Source organism: Methylococcus capsulatus str. Texas = ATCC 19069, assembly GCF_000424685.1.
Taxonomy (GTDB): domain Bacteria; phylum Pseudomonadota; class Gammaproteobacteria; order Methylococcales; family Methylococcaceae; genus Methylococcus; species Methylococcus capsulatus.
Window position 1 is genome coordinate 491,145 of sequence record NZ_KE384224.1, and the last position, 18,254, is coordinate 509,398.

Here is an 18,254-nt window from a genome sequence, read left to right on the forward strand (position 1 = left end):
CATCGACCCGAGGTATGCATGGCTATTGTTAGCACGAGTGAGTTCAAGAACGGTTTGAAAGTGATGCTGGACGGTGATCCCTGCACCATGCTCGAAAGTGAGTTCGTCAAGCCGGGCAAGGGCCAGGCCTTCAACCGGGTCAAATTGCGCAACCTCAAGACCGGCCGGGTGGTGGAACGGACCTTCAAGTCCGGCGAGACCCTGGAAACCGCGGACGTGGTCGACGTGGAAATGCAGTATCTCTACAACGACGGCGAGCTCTGGCATTTCATGGTACCGGAGTCCTTCGAGCAGTACGCCGCTGATCAGAATGCCGTCGCCGACGCCAAGAAGTGGCTGAAGGAACAGGACATCTGCATCCTGACCCTGTTCAACAACGTCCCGCTGGCCGTTCAGCCGCCCAATTTCGTGGAGCTCACCATTACCGAAACCGACCCCGGCGTGCGCGGTGACACCTCCGGTGGCGGCGGCAAACCTGCCACCCTGGAAACCGGTGCCGTAGTCCGGGTACCGTTGTTCGTCCAGACCGGGGAGGTCATCAAAGTGGACACCCGCACGGGGGAATACGTCTCCCGTGTCAAATAGGGCGCCCTCCGACTGGCGTCCATCCTGCCCGCCGGCCATGCTGCGCCGGCGGGCGGAACTCCTTCGGAAAATCCGACGGTTCTTCGCCGAACGGGAGGTGCTGGAGGTCGAGACTCCCCTTCTCTCGCACGGTACCGTGACCGATCCGCACCTGAGCGTTTTTTCCGTCGGTGGCGGCAGCGGCGGTTCGTCACGGCTGTTCCTCCAGACCTCGCCGGAATTCGCGATGAAGCGGCTGCTGGCCGCCGGTAGCGGTTCGATCTATCAGATCTGCAAGGCCTTCCGCAGGGATGAATCCGGCCGCTTCCACAACCCCGAGTTCACTCTCCTGGAATGGTACAGGGTCGGTTTCGGGCTCGACGAATTGATCGAAGAAACCGATGCGCTGTTGCAGATCCTGAGTGAAAACATCCGTCCGCTGGCCGCGTCCGAACACCTGAGCTACCGCGAGTCCTTCCTGAGACATGCCGGCATCGATCCGCTCGACGCCGGGTTCGCCGATTTCGCCGGCTGTGCTGCGAGCCACGGCTTGCAGGAAGCCGAAGCAATCTGCGGAACGGACCGTTCGATCTGGCTCGACCTGCTGTTCAGCCACCTCGTCCAGCCCCATCTGGGGCGGGGCCGTTTCACGTTCGTGCGCGATTTTCCCGCGATCCTGCCATCCCTGGCCAGGTTCAAACCGGACGACGAGCGGTTGGTGGAGCGGGTGGAGGTATTCCTGGACGGTCTGGAGCTGGGCAACGGTTTTTTCGAGCTCAGCGACCCCCTCGAACAGGAATACCGGTTCGACCGTGACATCGCTGCCCGCATCGACGCCGGGCTTCCCGTTCCGGAAAAAGACCGGCGTCTCCTGGATGCTCTGAAAGCCGGTCTGCCCGACTGCGCCGGGATCGCCCTCGGCATCGACCGGCTGCTGCTCGGCCTCCACCGGCTGGACGCAATCGCCGATACCCTGGCCTTCCCCCTGGCCAAGGCCTGAGCCGCTCGAACTTACGGGGAAATCCGTACCCGCCTCCCCCCTTCCGGTGTCCAGCGCAGGAATTCGCCTTCGCTGTGCCACTCCGCCAGCACGATCCGACGGACCGGACGACCACAGACCAGGTCGTGATCCGCCGGCCGGTGGGTGTGGCCGTGGATCATGACGTCCGCGCCGAAATCCCGGAACACCCGCGCCACTTCGGCGGCGTTGACGTCCATGATCTCCGGCACGGTGCCACGCTTGTCCAGCACCGAACGCAAGCGGTACCAGCGTGCGTAGAGTCGGCGCACCCAAAGCGGTTTGCCCAAGGCGTGGCGCTTCCATGCGTCGGTGCGGACCCGCGCCCTGGCCTGCTGATACTTGCGGTCGTCCGTGCACAGCAGGTCGCCGTGCGTGACCACGGCCTTGTGCCCGTACAGGTCGATGACCGTGTAATCGTCGAGCAGAGTTGCCCCGGTGGCCGCGGCGAACTCCGGACCGACCAGGAAATCACGGTTGCCCTGCTGGAAAAACACCCGGGTGCCGGACTGTGTCAGCTCCCGAAGACTTCGCCGCACCACCCCGGCGGGAAAAGCGGTATCGTCGTCGCCGATATACGCGTCGAACAGATCGCCGAGTATGTACAGAGCCTCGGCGCCGCGGGCATGACCGGCAAGAAAGTCCTGGAACAGCCGGACCCGGCCGGGTTCTGTCGCGCTCAAGTGCAGATCGGCAATGAACAAGGTCTCCAGTCTCAAAGTCTGCTCCAGGGAAGCCATGGAAAAAGATCGCCGGTTCAACCGACCGGCGGGGTAAAGTGCTTGAGAATCTGGGGGTTTATCTCCTCTCATCATTTATGTTAGCATACGCTGACTGATGAGACGGGTCTTCCAGCCTGGAGGACCAGCGTCCCGAACGGCGCCCCTTGCGGGCGTTTTTAGTTTCTGAAGGAACGGGATAACAACATTGGGCCTTGTGCCCTTTTTTTGTGGGCCGGAAACTGACTATGCGGATGCCCGAACACTTGCAGCGATTGATCGAGCCCGTCGTTACCGGATTGGGTTATGAACTGGCGGGAATCGAGTTCGACGCGCGTGCCAGGGTTCTGCGCGTCTACATCGACCATCCCCAGGGGATAGGGCTGGACGACTGTTCGAAGGTCAGCTACCAACTCAGCGGTATGCTGGACGTGGAGGATCCCATTCCCGGCCAGTACCAGCTGGAAATATCGTCGCCCGGCCTCGACCGCCCGTTGTTCACCCTCGAGCATTTCAAACGCTTCACGGGCCGTCGGGTGCGGCTGCAAACACTGCGCTCCCTGGATGGTCAGCGCCGGTTCAAGGGGGAGATTGCAGGCGTCCGGGGGGATGTGATCGACCTCGAAGACGACAACGGCCTGCATGCCATTCCTTTTGACCTGATCGACAAGGCCCGGCTCATACCCGAATTTGATATCTGAACATTGTAGGACGACCTGATGGCGAATAAAGAAATCCTGCTGGTAGTCGACGTGGTGTCGAACGAAAAGGACATCGAAAAAGAAGTCATCTTTTCCGCGATCGAAGAGGCGCTCCGCACCGCCACGATCAAGCGGCATGACGGCAGGTACGATGTGCGCGTGAGTATCGACCGCAAGACCGGCGACTACGAAACCTTCCGCCGCTGGCAGGTGGTGGAACCCCGGGAGGAATTCGGCAACGGTGTCGAATTCCCGGAAAGAGAGATATCCCTCGAAGAAGCGCGCAAGACTCACCCCGGCATCACCGTCGGCGAGTTCGTAGAAGAACCCTTCGACTCCATCGAGTTCGGCCGCATCGCCGCGCAGACCGCCAAGCAGGTGATCGTGCAGAAAGTGCGCGAGGCCGAACGGCGCAAGATCGCGGACGCCTATCAGAGCCGCGTCGGCGAGCTGGTCACCGGCGTCATCAAGCGCATCGAGCGGGGCAATGTCTTCCTCGACCTCGGCGGCAACGTCGAGGCCTTCATCCCTCGTGACGAGATGATCCCGCGCGAATCCGTCCGTTCCGGGGACCGCCTGCGCGGCATCCTCAGCGCGGTCCGGCCGGATGCCAGGGGGCCGCAGCTTTTCGTCAGCCGCACCGCGCCGGAACTCCTGATCGCGCTGTTCCGGCTGGAAGTCCCCGAGGTCAGTGAAAACCTCATCGAAATCAAGGGAGCAGCCCGCGATCCCGGAGTACGCGCCAAAGTGGCGGTCAAGAGCAACGACCCCCGCCTCGACCCGGTCGGCGCCTGCGTCGGCATGCGCGGCTCGCGGGTCCAAGCCGTGTCCAACGAACTGGCGGGAGAACGCATCGACATCATCCTGTGGAACGAGAACGAGGCCCAGTTCGTGGTCAACGCCATGTCGCCAGCCGAAATCGTTTCCATCGTCGTGGACGAAGACCGCCACAGCATGGATATCGCCGTCGCCGACGAAAACCTGTCGCAGGCCATCGGCCGCGGCGGTCAGAACGTGCGGCTGGCGTCCGAGCTTACCGGCTGGACGCTTAACGTCATGAGTTCCACCCAGGCCGACGCCAAGACCCAGGAAGAGACCCGGCGTCTGATCCAAACCTTCGTCGAACAACTCGGCGTCGATGGGGAGGTCGCGGAAATCCTCGTCCGGGAAGGCTTCTCCAGCGTGGAAGAACTCGCCTACGTACCGACCAAGGAATTGCTCGAAATCGAGGAATTCGACGAGGATATCGTGGAAGAATTGCGTAACCGGGCACGGGACGCGCTGCTCATCAAGGCCATCGCATCCGAGGAAAAACTCGAAGAGGTCGAGCCCAGCCAGGAGCTGCTGGAGCTCGAAGGCATGGATCGCGAATTGGCCTACCGCCTCGCGCGCCACGGCATTCGCACGCTGGAAGACTTGGCCGACCAGGCCGTCCCGGATCTTTTGGACATCGAAGACATGGAAGAGGAAAAGGCCGCTGAACTCATCATGAAGGCGCGCGCCTCGTGGTTTTCCTGAAGACGCAAGGACGATTACCGATAGGGGCTGAATCATGAGTGACGTAACAGTGAGACAACTGGCCGGGATCGTGGGCATTCCTCTCGACCGGCTGCTCCATCAGCTTGGAGATGCGGGTCTTCAGATCTCCGACGCGGACGACGTACTGAGCGATGCTGAAAAGATGAAACTGCTCAATCACCTGCGCCAGAGTCATGGCAAGGTGCAGGAAAGTGTGACCGAGCCCAAAAGGGTCACGCTCCAGCGGCGCTCCGTCACCGAGCTGAAACAGGGCACGGTGCCGGGCAAGGGGGCGAAAACGATCAGCGTGGAAGTGCGCAAGAAGCGCACTTACGTCAAGCGCAGCGAACTGCCCGAGACCAGCGACCGCCTTTCCGAAGCCGAACAGGCGCGGCGGGCACTCGAGGAACAGCAGCAACGCGAACTGGCCGAACAGGAGGCGCGCCGGCAGCAGGAAGAGATGCTCCGCGAGCAGGCGGCCGAAGAAGAGCGCCGCAGGCAGGAAGAAGCCGCTCGCACCGCCGAAGAGCGCCGGCGCCGGGATGAGGAAGAACGTCAAGCCACCGCCGAGCGCGAAACGGTGGCAGCTAAACCGGCACCCGTCGCCGCTCCTCCGATTCCGCGCCCGGCGCCTGAACCGCGTCCCCCTGCTCGCCCATCAGCTGGCAAACCCAAGGCCGAGGCACCTCGCGCTCATCCGGCCGAACGCGAGACGGAAGCGCGGGGCGACAAGCGTAGCGCGGGCCTGAGCCGGAAAGACGAATACCGCGAACTGCAGGGTGACGATTTCCGCAAAGGCGGCGGTAAAAGGAAAAAACCAAAAACCGGCAGGCCGATGCTCATGCCCGAGCAGAAGCACGGTTTCGAGAAGCCGACCGCCCCTATCGTTTATGAAGTCGCCGTTCCAGAATCCATCACGGTCTCGGATTTGGCCCAGCGTATGTCGGTCAAGGGCGTCGAGGTCATCAAAGCCCTGATGAAGATGGGGGTGATGGCGACCATCAACCAAGTGCTGGACCAGGAAACCGCGATTCTGGTGGTCGAGGAAATGGGCCACAAGGCTATCGCACAGAAGGAAGACGACCTGGAAGCGGAAATCATGGCCAATCTCGCCGCCGAGGCCGAAGCCCCGCAGCTGCCGCGTCCGCCAGTGGTCACCATCATGGGCCACGTCGACCACGGCAAGACCTCGCTGCTGGACTATATCCGCAAATCGCGGGTCGCCGCCGGCGAAGCCGGCGGCATCACCCAGCACATCGGCGCCTACCAGGTCAAGACCGACCACGGCTCCATCACATTCCTCGACACGCCCGGCCATGCCGCGTTCACCGCGATGCGGGCCCGCGGCGCCAAAGTCACCGACATCGTGGTACTGGTCGTTGCAGCCGACGACGGCGTGATGCCGCAGACCCGGGAGGCCGTGGAGCACTCCCGCGCGGCCGGTGTGCCCCTGGTGGTCGCCATGAACAAGATGGACAAGGCCGATGCCGATCCCGACCGGGTCAAGCAGGAGCTGGTCGGACTCAACGTGGTCCCCGAAGAATGGGGGGGCGACGTACAGTTCGTCCCGGTATCCGCCAAAACCGGCGCAGGCATCGACACCTTGCTGGATGCCATCCTGGTCCAGGCGGAAGTGCTCGAACTCAAGGCGCCCGTGGCTATCCCGGCCGCCGGTGTGGTGCTGGAATCGAAGCTGGAAAAGGGACGCGGACCGGTGGCCGACATCCTGATCCAGCGCGGCACTCTGAAGAAAGGCGACTTCCTGCTCTGCGGCAAGGAAATCGGCCGTGTCCGTGCCATGTTCAACGAAAATGGCAAACCACTGAAGGAAGCCGGCCCCTCGGCACCCATCGAGGTACTGGGGCTTTCGGGCGCGCCGGAAGCGGGCGATGAATTCATCGTGGTGGCCGACGAGCGCAAGGCGCGCGAAATCGCCCTGCACCGCGAAGAAAAACTGCGCAGCACCAAGCTGGCCGCGCAGCAGGCCGCCAAGCTGGAGGACGTGTTTTCGCTCATGGGCAGTGAAGAGACCATCGACCTCAACCTGGTCATCAAGGCCGATGTCCAGGGCAGCCTGGAGGCGTTGCGGAGCGCGCTGACCGAACTGTCCACCGACAAGGTCAAGGTGAGGGTGATCGGCAGCGGCGTCGGCGGCATTTCCGAAACCGATGCCAACCTGGCTCTGGCCTCCAATGCCATCCTGATCGGCTTCAACGTCCGCGCCGACGGCAGCGCCCGCAAACTGATCGAGGAACGGGGCATCGATCTGCATTACTACAGCGTGATCTACAACGCCATCGACGAGGTCAAGAAGTCCATCAACGGCATGCTGGAACCCGAGTTCAAGGAGCAGATCATCGGCATCGCCCAGGTGAGGGAAGTTTTCCGTTCGTCCAAGTTCGGCACCGTCGCCGGCTGTCTGGTCGTGGAAGGCCATGTCCGCCGCAACCTGCCGATCCGCGTGCTCCGCGACAACGTGGTCATCTTCGAGGGCCAGCTCGAGTCGCTGCGCCGATTCAAGGACGACGTCAACGAGGTCAAGTCCGGCATGGAATGCGGTATCGCGGTCCGGAACTACAACGACGTGCGCGAAGGCGACCAGATCGAGGTGTTCGAGAAGGTCCAGGTCGCACCTCACTGACGATCCGGAAACATGCCTAGAGAATTCAGTCGCAGCGACCGTGTCTCCGCCCAGATGCAGCGGGAAATCGCCGAATTTTTGCGCACCGGCATCGATGCGCCGGAGCTCGGCATGGTCACCGTCAGCGACGTCGATGTCAGCCGCGACCTCGCCGTGGCCAAGGTATTCGTGACTTTCCTCGGCGCAAGGCTGGAAACCAGAGCGGCCGTGAAACGGCTGGGCGAGTTCGCCCCTCAGCTGCGTCAGGTGCTGGGGCGGCGAATGCGCATGCGCATCATCCCGGAAATCCGCTTCGCCTATGACGACTCCCTCGAGCGCGGCCTGCACATGGACGAAGTGCTGCGGTCTCTGAACAAGGACGGCGATCTCTGAAAGACATGGGGGCCATTTCGACGGCGACGCTGTCCGGAGTCCTACTGCTCGACAAAGGCAGCGGCATGACTTCGAACAGCGCCTTGCAGCGCGCCCGGAAACTGCTCGATATGCGGAAGGCTGGCCACACCGGCAGCCTGGATCCCCTGGCCAGCGGCATTCTGCCGCTATGCTTCAACGAGGCCACCAAACTTTCCAGCTACCTGCTGGATTCGGACAAGCGCTACCGCGTCTTGGCCAGGCTCGGCGTCACTACCGATACCGGCGACGCCGACGGCGAAGTCCGGTCACGGACGCCCGTCCCTGCGCTCGACGAACCGGCCCTCCTCACCGTGCTGGCAGGGTTCACCGGCCCCATCTTACAGGTGCCGCCGATGTTTTCCGCCTTGAAGCACCGGGGAAAGCGGCTCTACGAGCTGGCTCGCAAAGGCGTGGAAGTCGAACGGCCGCCACGGCCGGTGACGGTCTTCGACATCGAACTGGCCGGAAGGGGCGCGGATTATCTGGAACTGGACGTCCACTGCTCCAAGGGCACCTATATCCGAACGCTGGTGGAGGACATCGGCCATGCCCTCGGCTGCGGCGCCCATGTCGAAGTGTTGCGGCGCACGACCGTCGCCGGGTTTTCTGTCGCTCAGGCCGTGACCCTCGAGCAACTGGAGGCGATGGCACCGGCCGACCGGCTTGATTGCCTGCGGCCGATGGACTCGATGGTACAGCACTGGCCCGCGGCATGGCTCGACGCCGGAACAGCCCGGCTGTTCCGGCACGGACAGGCCGTCGAGGGGGGCGATTTCCCTGTTGGCGAACTGGTCCGGGTATATGGCGGCGGAGGAGTGTTTCTCGGCATAGGCTGCAGCGACGGCAAAGGCCGGATAGCCCCCAGGCGGGTAGTCGTCCCCTGGAGCGACGACGCATGACCGAGGTCCCCCTGAGCCGGGCATGCTCGCGGGAAACCTTGTCGTCATCCCCTGCCAGACGGTACAATTAGCGATTATTCAAAAGGTTTTCAACGAGTTTTTTGGAGATTATCCCATGGCTTTCACAGCAGCAGAAAAGAGTGTCATCGTGCAAGAATTCCAGCGGGCCCCGGGCGATACCGGTTCCCCCGAGGTCCAGGTGGCCCTGCTGACCAACCGCATCAACTATCTGACCCCTCATTTCGTCAAGCACAAAAAGGACTTCCATTCCCGCCGCGGCCTGCTCCGTCTGGTCAACCAGCGCCGCAAGCTGCTGGACTATCTGAAGAACACGGACAACGAACGCTACCGCACGCTCATCGAGCGGCTGGGTCTCCGCAAATAACCCTCGCCCGCCGACAGCCCAAGGAGAACCCGTGAACCCGATCCGGAAGCAATTTCAGTACGGCGCTCATACCGTTTCGTTCGAAACCGGCGAGATCGCCCGTCAGGCCGATGCCGCGGTCATGGTGGACATGGCGGGCACCGTGGTGCTGGTCACCGTGGTGGGGCGCAAGGATGCCTCCCCGCACGGCGATTTCTTCCCCCTTACCGTCAATTACCAGGAAAAGGCCTACGCTGCCGGACGCATTCCGGGCGGATTCTTCAAGCGGGAGGGACGTCCCAGCGAAAAAGAAACGCTGACCGCACGACTGATCGACCGGCCCATCCGACCGCTGTTCCCGGACGGCTTCACCCACGAAGTCCAGGTCGTTGCCACCGTCATGTCGCTGAATCCGGAAGTCGACCCCGATATCCCGTCGATGCTGGTCGCCTCAGCGGCACTGACGCTATCGGGCCTGCCTTTCAAAGGTCCGATCGGTGCCGCCCGGGTGGGATTCGTGAATGGTGCCTACGTCCTGAATCCGGACGGCTCGGTCGTGGAGGGATCGGAGCTCGACCTGGTGGTCGCGGGAACCGCCAACGCGGTGCTCATGGTCGAATCGGAGGCGAAAATCCTGCCCGAGGAAGTGATGCTGGGGGCGGTCGTGTTCGGCCATGAACAGATGCAGACGGCCATCCGTGCCATCAACGAGCTGGCGGAGGAAGTCGGCGTGACCCCCTGGCCGTGGGAACCGCCGGCCGTCGACGCCGCCCTGGTCGCCGCGGTCGACGAACTGGCCCGGGCGGGACTGGGCGAAGGCTACAACATCGCCGACAAGCAGCTCCGTCAGCAGAAGCTCAAAGAAGTCCGGAAGGCCGTGATCGACGCCCTCACCGCCGAAGGCGCTCACGACGAAAACGCGGTCAAGCGACAGATCGAGAAACTGGAAGAGGAAATCGTCCGGAGCAACATCCTCCACCACGGAAAACGGATCGACGGGCGTGACCTTTCCACGGTGCGCCCCATCACGATCCGCACCGGCGTCCTGCCCCGTACCCACGGCTCCGCCCTGTTCACCCGCGGCGAAACTCAGGCTCTGGTGGTCGCAACGCTGGGCACGGGCCGCGATGCGCAGCTCATCGACGCCCTGGAAGGCGAGTACAAAGAGAATTTCATGCTGCACTACAACTTTCCCCCCTATTGTGTGGGAGAGACCGGCGCCATCGGCTCGCCCAAAAGGCGCGAAATCGGCCACGGGCGCCTGGCCAAGCGCGGCGTGCAGGCGATCATGCCGACGATGGACGAATTCCCCTATGTCATCCGCATCGTCTCGGAGATCACCGAATCCAATGGCTCCAGCTCCATGGCATCGGTCTGCGGCAGCAGCCTGGCGTTGATGGATGCGGGGGTGCCGACCAAAGGCGCCGTGGCCGGTATCGCCATGGGGTTGATCCTCGAAGGCGAAGAATTCGCCGTCCTGTCGGACATCATGGGTGACGAGGACCACCTGGGCGACATGGACTTCAAGGTCGCCGGCACCCGCGACGGTGTCACCGCGCTGCAGATGGACATCAAGATCGACGGCATCACGCCGGAAATCATGCGCCAAGCGTTGCATCAGGCCCGCGAGGGACGGATGCACATCCTGGACAAGATGGCGCAGGCGCTGCCGGCCCCGCGCAGCGAAATGTCCGATTACGCGCCGCGCATCACCAGCTTCACCATCGACCCCAGCAAGATCCGGGAAGTGATCGGCAAAGGCGGTGCGACCATCCGCGCCATCACCGAAGAAACCGGCACCAGCATCGACATCACCGACGATGGTGTCGTCAAGATCGCCTCGGTCGACAAACAGGCTGGTCTGGAGGCCCGCCGCCGTATCGAGGACATCACGGCGGAGGTCGAGGTCGGTAAAGTCTACGAGGGCAAGGTCGCGAGGCTGATGGACTTCGGCGCCTTCGTCACCATCCTGCCGGGGAAGGATGGCTTGGTGCACATCTCCCAGATCTCCGACGAGCACGTCGAGAAAGTCAGCGACAAGCTGGCGGAGGGGGACATGGTCAAAGTCAAGGTGCTGGAGATCGACCGCCAGGGCCGGGTGCGCTTGAGCATGAAGGCCGTCGAATAAGCATCGGTCCCCTTTCCGTCCACCCACGAAAAACCCGGCCGAGGCCGGGTTTTTCGTGTCCCTAAAAGATGAGGAAAGCTCAATCGTCGCTGCCGAACACGCCGAGCAACTGCAGGAGGCTGGTAAACAGGTTGAAGATCGTCACGTACAGCGACACCGTGGCGAGGATGTAGTTGGTTTCGCCGCCGTGGATGATCGCGCTGGTCTGGAACAGGATCATTCCGGCCATCAGAACCACGAACATCGCCGACACGGCGAGGCTGAGCCCCATCAGGCCGGGCACGAAGACGGCGACCAGACCGGCCAGGAAGGCGACCAGCACACCTGCGCCCAGCAGGCCGCCGAGGACACTGAAGTCCCTGCGGGTCGTCAGCGCGTAGGCCGAGAGGCCGAGGAACACTGCGCCCGTACCGCCCATGGCCATCATGACCAGCTGGGTGCCGTTGGCGAAGTGCGTGATGTAGGCGTTCAGAATCGGGCCCAGCGTATAGCCCATGAAGCCGGTCAGAGCAAACACCCACAGGAGGCCGAGCACGCTGTTGGCATACTTGTTGGTCAGCCACAGCAGGCCGAAATAGCCCACCAGGGTGACGATGATGCCGGGGTGGGGCAGCGCCAGCACCATGGACACGCCAGCGGTGAACGCACTGAACAGCAGCGTCAGCGACAGCAGCGCATAGGTGTTGGTCAGAACCTTGTGGCGAGGCACGACGGCATAAGCGCCGCGGCTCAAGACCTGTTCACGGGGAATACTCATTCGATAGCTCCTCAAGTTATTTCACACAAGACCACTATGGACCGTTTATATTAACGGACTTTCACTCCAACGGGATGCGCCTTCACGCCCCGATGTCCTCGTTCCAGAGCGCCGGATGGGCTGCAATGAAATCCTTCATCAGCGCGGCGCACTCCGGGTCGTCCAGCACCAGCAATTCCACGTTACGCGAGCGGAGATAGGTCTCGGGGCCATGGAATGTCCGGTTCTCCCCGGCGACGACGCGGGGAATACCGTAGAGCAGGATCGCGCCGCTGCACATGTCGCAAGGCGATAGGGTACTGTAGAGCGTCGCCCGGCGGTATTCCGCGGCACTCAGGCGTCCGGCATTTTCCAGGCAGTCCATTTCCGCATGCAGGATCGCACTGCCTTTCTGCACCCGCCGGTTGCGGCCCCGCCCTACGATCTCGCCATCGATCACCAGGACCGAGCCGATCGGAATGCCGCCTTCTTCCAGCCCTTTGCGGGCCTCGGCGATGGCGGCTTGCAGGTAGATGTCCATGGAATCTCCCCAGAAACGCGAATTCCTCGACTGCCCTACGCGCCCCACGCCGAGTCGACCAGGCGCAAACCGGGTGGCAGACCCTCGCCGAAAATACGCTTTTCATCCGACGCGTCCAATCCCCGGACCTCGGTCACCAATTCCAGCCAGATTTCCGGTGCGCTGGAGGCCGCCAGTTTTTCCGCGACCCGGTTCCGCAGGGTGGCGTCCAGGTCGCGTTCGCGGTCTCCGGTCAGGCGCGCCAGCAGGGTCGCGGCGAAAGCGACGAAACCCTGCCTTTTCCAGTCCCGCTGCAGGGCCAGCTCCACCCAGTCTTCGACGACTTCGCGGGCGACGAGATTGTGGGCGCTGCCGTGGAACGGCGCGCGCGCGCCGACACGGCCCAGAGCCCACCAGAGCTCCGCCGAATCCGGCGCCTTGTCCAGTCGCTGGACGAGCCATCCGCCCAGCATGGTCTTATCGCCTGCCGACAAACGCTCCAGCGAAGCCGCCAGCCGCACCATGTCCTCGAAGCCGCGCTTCTTGCCCAGAGCTTCGGCATTGCCCCGCCGTGCCCGCACCGGATCGATGAAACCAGCGACATCGGCGAACAGGCGTTGCTGTGCCTCGGCTCTCAGTCCCCCGGCGATGCGCCGCCACACTATCCACCATTCGGACCAGTTCTGCGCCTCGTTCACGAACTGCAGTCCCTGCGAATACAGATCCCAAACCTGCCCCACCCGCCAATCGTCCAGCGGCGCGCCGAAACCGGGCCGCAGGCAATAACCGGCCAGGCTCAGCCAGAGCCGCTCGTGATCGGCCGACCGGCGGCGATGCGGGGCGCCTTCGAGCAGGGCCGCGTACAGTTCACGGCACAATGCGGTGTCCCAGTCCTCCCGTTTGCCCAAGATCTTTTCGAGATCGTTGCGCAAGGTCTTGACGGCCTTGGGACCGAACTGGCGGGTCTTCTTGCCGAAGATCAACCCGATGTGCTCCTGCGCTTCCGCCGCGCGCGGATGCAGACTCGCGGACGCCGTCGGCCTGGGGCCTCCCCCGCGCAACTGCAACTCGAGGTCCCAGCGCTGCTCCGGATCGCCGACCGCTACGCATTGCAGCTGCAGCGTACCGATCGCCGTCAGCCGCGCGGCCAGGCGCACCTCGACGTCACCCTGCTCCCGGGCCTGGAGCGCCACCGCCAGCGGCGGCAGCTCGCCGAATCCGGCCTCGTCCAATACCGCCAGGTCGCCTGGCGCGTGACCCGAGTCAACGGTGGAAGAAAACACGTGAAACCGCACGGGCCGGCCAACGCTCAGCAGGAAATTCCGCCGCTCGACGGTCCACTCCTGGCCCTCCGCGGCGCCCCGCGGCAGGATGCAGACGCCGCGGCGGCTCCGTTCGTTGGCATCGCCGACCAGCAGATAATAGGCCCGGGCCGAACCGCCGCCGATCCTCCGCACGGCGAGCCCCCGCCGCGACAGCCCGAAGGCCACGGCACCGAAGGCGACCGCCTGGTCGGGACGCGGGTTCCGCAGCATCACCGGTGTCCGCCCGCACCAGGAGCCGACGACCTCTGCCATCCGCCCAGCGATCACCGGACTGTGGAATACGCCCCCGTTCAGTAACAGTGCGTCCGGCGCGGCACCGCCGGCATCGTTCCGGTGACGGATCAGGAACGCCGCGGCATGGCGGGTGATCGCCGGGTCGGCCGCATAGGGCAGACCGAACTCGACCACGCCGCTACGCCGTTCCGGCACTGCATCCGCCCCGACCCGCGGAAAGAATCCGTCGAGGACGACTTCCAACACTTCGTGGCGGCTCAGCTCGACGGAACGGGCACCGCCGATCAGGCCGCCGCCTTTGCCAAGCAGGGTGACGGTCACGGATTCCGGTCCCTGCTCCGCCAGCAGCGTCTCCTTGGCCCTCCGGCACTGTTCGGCCAGGAGGATCAGATCGGTGGCGGACAGGCTGCGCTCGGCCCCGGTCAGCCGCGGCTCCAGCCGGTGCGCCAGGGTGAGGTCGATGTTGTCCCCACCCAACATCAGATGATTGCCGACGGCGATGCGCTCAAGCTTGGGCTCCGACCCGCCGGCATCGACGCGTATGAGCGTGAAATCGGTGGTGCCGCCGCCGACGTCACAGACCAGCAGGAGGTTTACACCCTCCAGGGTCTCGGCCAGCCGACCGCGGTAGGTCCACAGGAAGTCGTAGCAGGCTGCCTGCGGTTCTTCGAGCAAACGGACATTCGCAAGGCCCGCCCGCCGTGCCGCCTCCACCGTCAAGGCGCGGGCCGCATCGTCGAACGATGCGGGGATGGTGACAATGACATCCTGCGTTTCCAGCGGATGCGCCGGGAAACGGTGGTTCCAGGCACACCGCACGTGCCTGAGGAAACTCGCCGATGCCTCGACCGGCGACACCTTGGGCACCTCGTCCGGTGCGCCCCACGGCAGGATGTCGGCCGTCCGGTCGACGCCTGTGTGGCACAGCCAGCTCTTGGCGCTGGCGACCAGCCGACCACGGCTGCGACTCCCGAGCTGGCGGGCGAATTCACCGATCACCGGGCGGCAGCCCGGTGCCGTTTCCTCCACCGGCCAGGGCAAGGCGGTGTCGGCTTCGGCGAGTTCGCCCGTCGCCGGGTGATAGCGTACCGAAGGCAGCAGCGGGCGACCGGCGACCTGTCCCGGCGCGACGAGCTGTTCCAGGAACAACGGTTCGATCCGCGACGGATCACCGCCATCGGCGTAAGCGACGACGGTGTGCGTGGTACCGAGGTCGATGCCTACGATGTAGCGGGGCGCAGCGGAAGACATGCGTGAAATCGGCCACCGAAGCGGGACGAACCCGGCCGCCGTCCCGTTCGATCGAGACTCATTTGTTGAAGGACCAGAAGGGCTTCTTCCCGGCCGGTTCATCTCCGCCGGCATCCCCCTCCACCACCGATTCGGCGGGCGCTTCGAGGGTACCGAGATAAGGCGCTTCGGGAATCACCTCATCGAAGGCTGGCACCGGTTTCTCGCCGCTGCGCACCTCGAATTCGACCTTCCAGCGCTCACCGCTGTCCCGCGCCACGGCTTCAAGCTGAAGCGTGCCGACCTCGGTCGCCCGCGCCGCCAGCCGTACCGGCACCACCTCGCCGGCTCGGTGCCCTTCGACCGGCAAGGTCACCTCGATTTCATGCAGTTCTTCGATCTCGTCCTCGCGCCAGTCCTCCAGCCGCGTGCCGACCAGATCCTCGCGACGCAGCGTCGAGGCGAAGAAACGGAAGCGCACCGGCTCGCCCACGACCAGCCCGAACTCCTCGGGCGGCAGCTCCGCTTCGGTGCCTTCTTCCATGCCGAACGGAGCGATGCACAGCACCTGCAACGGGGCCGGGAAACCGGGCACGGCCGGCATGGCACTTTCGACACCCACGTAATAGGCCGCCGCCGTCCCGCCCCGGATGCGTACCCCCTTGCCCTTGCGGACATAGCCGTAATAGGCCGCGCCGCGGGCCACGGCCAGATCCAGATCGGCGCCATGCAACAACCGCGCCTCCGGAGCACCATCGGCCCGCAGCCAGTCGTTGAGCACATCCAGCAGCCGCCGTTCCAAGGCCCCGGCCTTGAACACACCGCCGTTCAAGAGCAGCGCGGTGGGATGGATGAAGCGCGAGCCCTCGGCCGGCGCGAAACCTTCCAGTTCGGCGGCCGCACTCACCTGTCTGCTCAGGAATGCCGCCAGATGACAGGTGATGCGGGCATCCTTGGCGTAAGGCAGGCCAAGGGTCGTCAAGCCGGTGCGGGCCTGGACCAAAGGCTTCTCGTCGATCGGCACCTGAGGGAAAAAACCCTCGACCAGGGTCCGGTTCACTTCGTTCCTGGTCAGCGCGGTACGCAGCGTTCCGCCGATGAGCGAGGAACCGCGGCTGGGCACCACCACCGCCACCTCGGAAACCTCCGGATCGGACAGCAGCGATTCTTTGGCATCCCGGCAGCCGTGCATCAGGGCCTGCACCTGCCAGGACTCGAGTTTCTTGCCCTCGGCTTCCAGCTTCAGCTTGAGACCGTAGGCCAGAGCCAGATCCATGTTGTCGCCGCCGAGCAGGATGTGGTCCCCGATGGCGATACGGTTGAGTTCCAGGTTGCCATCGGCTTCGGTGACCGCGATCAGCGACAGGTCGGTGGTGCCGCCGCCCACGTCGACCACCAGGATGACGTCGCCCGGCTTGACCTGTTCGCGCCAGCCACCGCCGCTGGCTTGAATCCAGCTGTACAGCGCCGATTGCGGTTCCTCCAGCAGGATCGCCTGGCGCAGACCCAGCGCATGGGCCGCCTCCACCGTCAGCTCGCGCGCCGCCGGATCGAACGAAGCCGGCACCGTGATGGTCAGATCCTGTTCGCTCAAAGGATGTTCGGGATGGCGGGCATTCCAGGCGTCGCGCATGTGGCGCAGATAAGCGATCGAGGCCTGGAGAGGTGAAACCCGTTTGACCTCTTCCGGCGCCTGGACTGGAAGGATGGGCGCGCGGCAGTCCACGCCACTGTGGCACAACCAACTCTTGGCGCTGGCGACCAGCCGGATCGGGGTCTTGGCGCCGAGTTGGCGGGCCAGCTCTCCGGTGATGGCTTCGGGACGCTCCTCCCAGGGGAGGACGATGTCGCCCGGCGCCAGTTCGGCTTCATGGGCCTGATACATGAACGATGGCAACTGCTTCCTGTCACCGATCGTGCCCGGTGCGGTGAGCTGGGGGATTTCGAGGATTTCCAGCGGCGCTTTTTCGCCGTCGCAGCCAGTCAAGTCCACATAGGCCACCACGCTGTTGGTGGTGCCGAGGTCGATACCGACCGAATAGCGGGTCTCACTCACAGTTCCACCTCGGCCTGGGCGAGAATGCGGACATCATGGCCTTCCGCGACCTTGGGCAGGCGGATGTTTTCCACCCTCCAGCCGCGGTGTACCAGCGTGCCGGTGAACGGCGGCTCACCCACGATGTTGCCGGACAACCGCACACTGGCGGCGTCGAAACCCTTGGGCAGGGTCAGACGACTGCCCTCGGTCTCGCTGCGCACCGGCGCCAGATCGAAGACCTGGCCGATCACCTTGTGGCAACCCTCATGCACCACCCGTGCCGCCGCGCCTATCTCTGCATCGGAGTAGTGGGCGATGTTTTCCTGCACGAAGTCGATGAAACGCGCCTCCTTCTGCAACAGCGTCAGGAGCTGCAGGGCCGCGTCGGGCGTCGTTTCCTTCAGTACCACGGTTTCCTTTTTCATGACAGGCTCGAGCGCTTTCACGGGCTCGGCTGCCGATACCGCTGGCGAGGATTGAAGGGTCACGGCGGGTTCGGGTCTGCGACGCAACAGGGCGATCACCGCCACCGACAGCAGGATGATTTGCACCAGCAACAGGACCACCACCACGGCGGCCAGGCCGACATGCACCGCGTCCAATTTCGCGGGGATCAGATTCAGATCGATTTCCATGGGTTTCCCTTCTGAGGGGTAAGGATGGGGAGAAGGTGTATCGGCCGTCGCCGAGAGCTCCGACGCCGACTCGGCCGCCGCCGCGCGTGCGGCCTGAGCCGACATCAGCAGCCGGACGAGGTCCCGGGCGCCACGCGTGCGGTATGAGCGCATGTAGCGCTCACTGATCGAATCGGGCACTCGTTCGGCATCGAACGCAGCCTTCATCGGAGTCAGCCGGTTTTCGCAAGCATGTAAAATCCGGTCGGTCTGAACGCGGGAATCGACGTCTTCGCCGACATGGGTACGGAATGCTTCGTTCAGACAATCCTGGTAGGCCTTGGCCGCCTCGTGCACCTTGGCCAAGGTCGCCTCGGAGAGCGTGGAGGGTTGCCACTCGCCCTCCGCCCGGAGGAGCGCCGGCGCTCCCAGCGCTGCCAGGAGCATGGCGCCTGCCACACACCGGCTATGCAAACGTTCGGTACTCAATGTTCTTCTGTCATTGGCAACGGCGGGGGTGCGATTTTACGCCATGTCGACACGCTTCTCATGCCTTGGGTCGATATGAGGCTGCCGCGCCGGCATTACAAGCGTACCGGCGAAACCGTCGGC

At 64.0% G+C, this 18,254-nt stretch carries 15 protein-coding genes; 9 read left to right on the top strand and 6 right to left on the bottom strand.

All coding sequences use genetic code 11. The annotated features are described in order from the left end of the window. Positions 1-18: 18 nt before the first annotated feature. Together efp and epmA are read left to right on the top strand one after the other, a co-directional pair. Entirely contained in the window at positions 19-585 is a 567-nt protein-coding gene (efp, locus tag H156_RS0113710) for an elongation factor P (RefSeq protein ID WP_010960601.1), read from the top strand. Then, complete coding sequence (gene epmA, locus H156_RS0113715) at positions 575-1,564, top strand: EF-P lysine aminoacylase EpmA (RefSeq protein ID WP_017365887.1); 990 nt, start codon at positions 575-577, stop codon at positions 1,562-1,564. The genes efp and epmA overlap by 11 nt, the downstream gene beginning before the upstream one ends. 11 nt (positions 1,565-1,575) lie before the next feature. On the opposite strand, the gene H156_RS0113720 is transcribed toward epmA, so the two are convergent. Further along, on the bottom strand, positions 1,576-2,322 hold the full coding sequence (locus H156_RS0113720) for a UDP-2,3-diacylglucosamine diphosphatase (RefSeq protein WP_017365886.1): 747 nt from the start codon (positions 2,320-2,322) through the stop codon (positions 1,576-1,578). Positions 2,323-2,549: 227 nt separating this feature from the next. Here H156_RS0113720 and rimP point away from each other — a divergent pair, with 227 nt between their 5' ends. From rimP to pnp, 7 genes are all read left to right on the top strand, one after another. Further along, positions 2,550-3,002, top strand: coding sequence for a ribosome maturation factor RimP (gene rimP / locus H156_RS0113725; protein ID WP_010960598.1), 453 nt, complete (start codon positions 2,550-2,552; stop codon positions 3,000-3,002). A gap of 18 nt (positions 3,003-3,020) precedes the next feature. After that, positions 3,021-4,520, top strand: a complete 1,500-nt coding sequence (nusA, locus tag H156_RS0113730) for a transcription termination factor NusA (RefSeq protein ID WP_017365885.1) — start codon at positions 3,021-3,023, stop codon at positions 4,518-4,520. A gap of 34 nt (positions 4,521-4,554) precedes the next feature. Then, a complete protein-coding gene (gene infB / locus H156_RS0113735; RefSeq protein WP_017365884.1) occupies positions 4,555-7,161 on the top strand; it encodes a translation initiation factor IF-2 in 2,607 nt (868 codons plus the stop codon). 12 nt (positions 7,162-7,173) lie between these two features. Continuing rightward, positions 7,174-7,533 carry a 30S ribosome-binding factor RbfA gene (rbfA, locus tag H156_RS0113740; protein ID WP_010960595.1) on the top strand — a complete coding sequence of 120 codons (360 nt, stop codon included), beginning with the start codon at positions 7,174-7,176 and terminating at the stop codon, positions 7,531-7,533. 5 nt (positions 7,534-7,538) lie between these two features. Next, the gene (gene truB, locus H156_RS0113745) at positions 7,539-8,453 is read left to right on the top strand and encodes a tRNA pseudouridine(55) synthase TruB (protein WP_017365882.1); all 915 of its coding nucleotides are present in this window, start codon (positions 7,539-7,541) and stop codon (positions 8,451-8,453) included. A 115-nt stretch (positions 8,454-8,568) separates the two neighbouring features. After that, positions 8,569-8,838 (top strand): 30S ribosomal protein S15, encoded by a 270-nt coding sequence (gene rpsO / locus H156_RS0113750; protein ID WP_010960592.1) that lies wholly within the window; start codon positions 8,569-8,571, stop codon positions 8,836-8,838. A 31-nt stretch (positions 8,839-8,869) separates the two neighbouring features. Further along, complete coding sequence (pnp, locus tag H156_RS0113755) at positions 8,870-10,945, top strand: polyribonucleotide nucleotidyltransferase (RefSeq protein ID WP_026597626.1); 2,076 nt, start codon at positions 8,870-8,872, stop codon at positions 10,943-10,945. 79 nt (positions 10,946-11,024) lie between these two features. Here pnp and H156_RS0113760 read toward each other — a convergent pair whose 3' ends face one another. The 5 genes from H156_RS0113760 to H156_RS0113780 form a co-directional block, all read right to left on the bottom strand. After that, positions 11,025-11,702: a Bax inhibitor-1/YccA family protein gene (locus H156_RS0113760; RefSeq protein ID WP_017365880.1), complete on the bottom strand. Its 678-nt coding sequence runs from the start codon at positions 11,700-11,702 to the stop codon at positions 11,025-11,027. A gap of 82 nt (positions 11,703-11,784) precedes the next feature. Further along, positions 11,785-12,222, bottom strand: a complete 438-nt coding sequence (locus H156_RS0113765; RefSeq protein WP_017365879.1) for a nucleoside deaminase — start codon at positions 12,220-12,222, stop codon at positions 11,785-11,787. Between the two features lie 35 nt (positions 12,223-12,257). Beyond that, positions 12,258-15,011, bottom strand: coding sequence for an Hsp70 family protein (locus H156_RS0113770; protein ID WP_036246523.1), 2,754 nt, complete (start codon positions 15,009-15,011; stop codon positions 12,258-12,260). 58 nt (positions 15,012-15,069) lie between these two features. Further along, complete coding sequence (locus tag H156_RS0113775; RefSeq protein WP_017365877.1) at positions 15,070-17,046, bottom strand: Hsp70 family protein; 1,977 nt, start codon at positions 17,044-17,046, stop codon at positions 15,070-15,072. Next, a complete protein-coding gene (locus H156_RS0113780; protein WP_017365876.1) occupies positions 17,043-18,089 on the bottom strand; it encodes a DUF2760 domain-containing protein in 1,047 nt (348 codons plus the stop codon). Before H156_RS0113780 ends, H156_RS0113775 begins: the two co-directional genes overlap by 4 nt. Between the last annotated feature and the right edge of the window lie 165 nt (positions 18,090-18,254).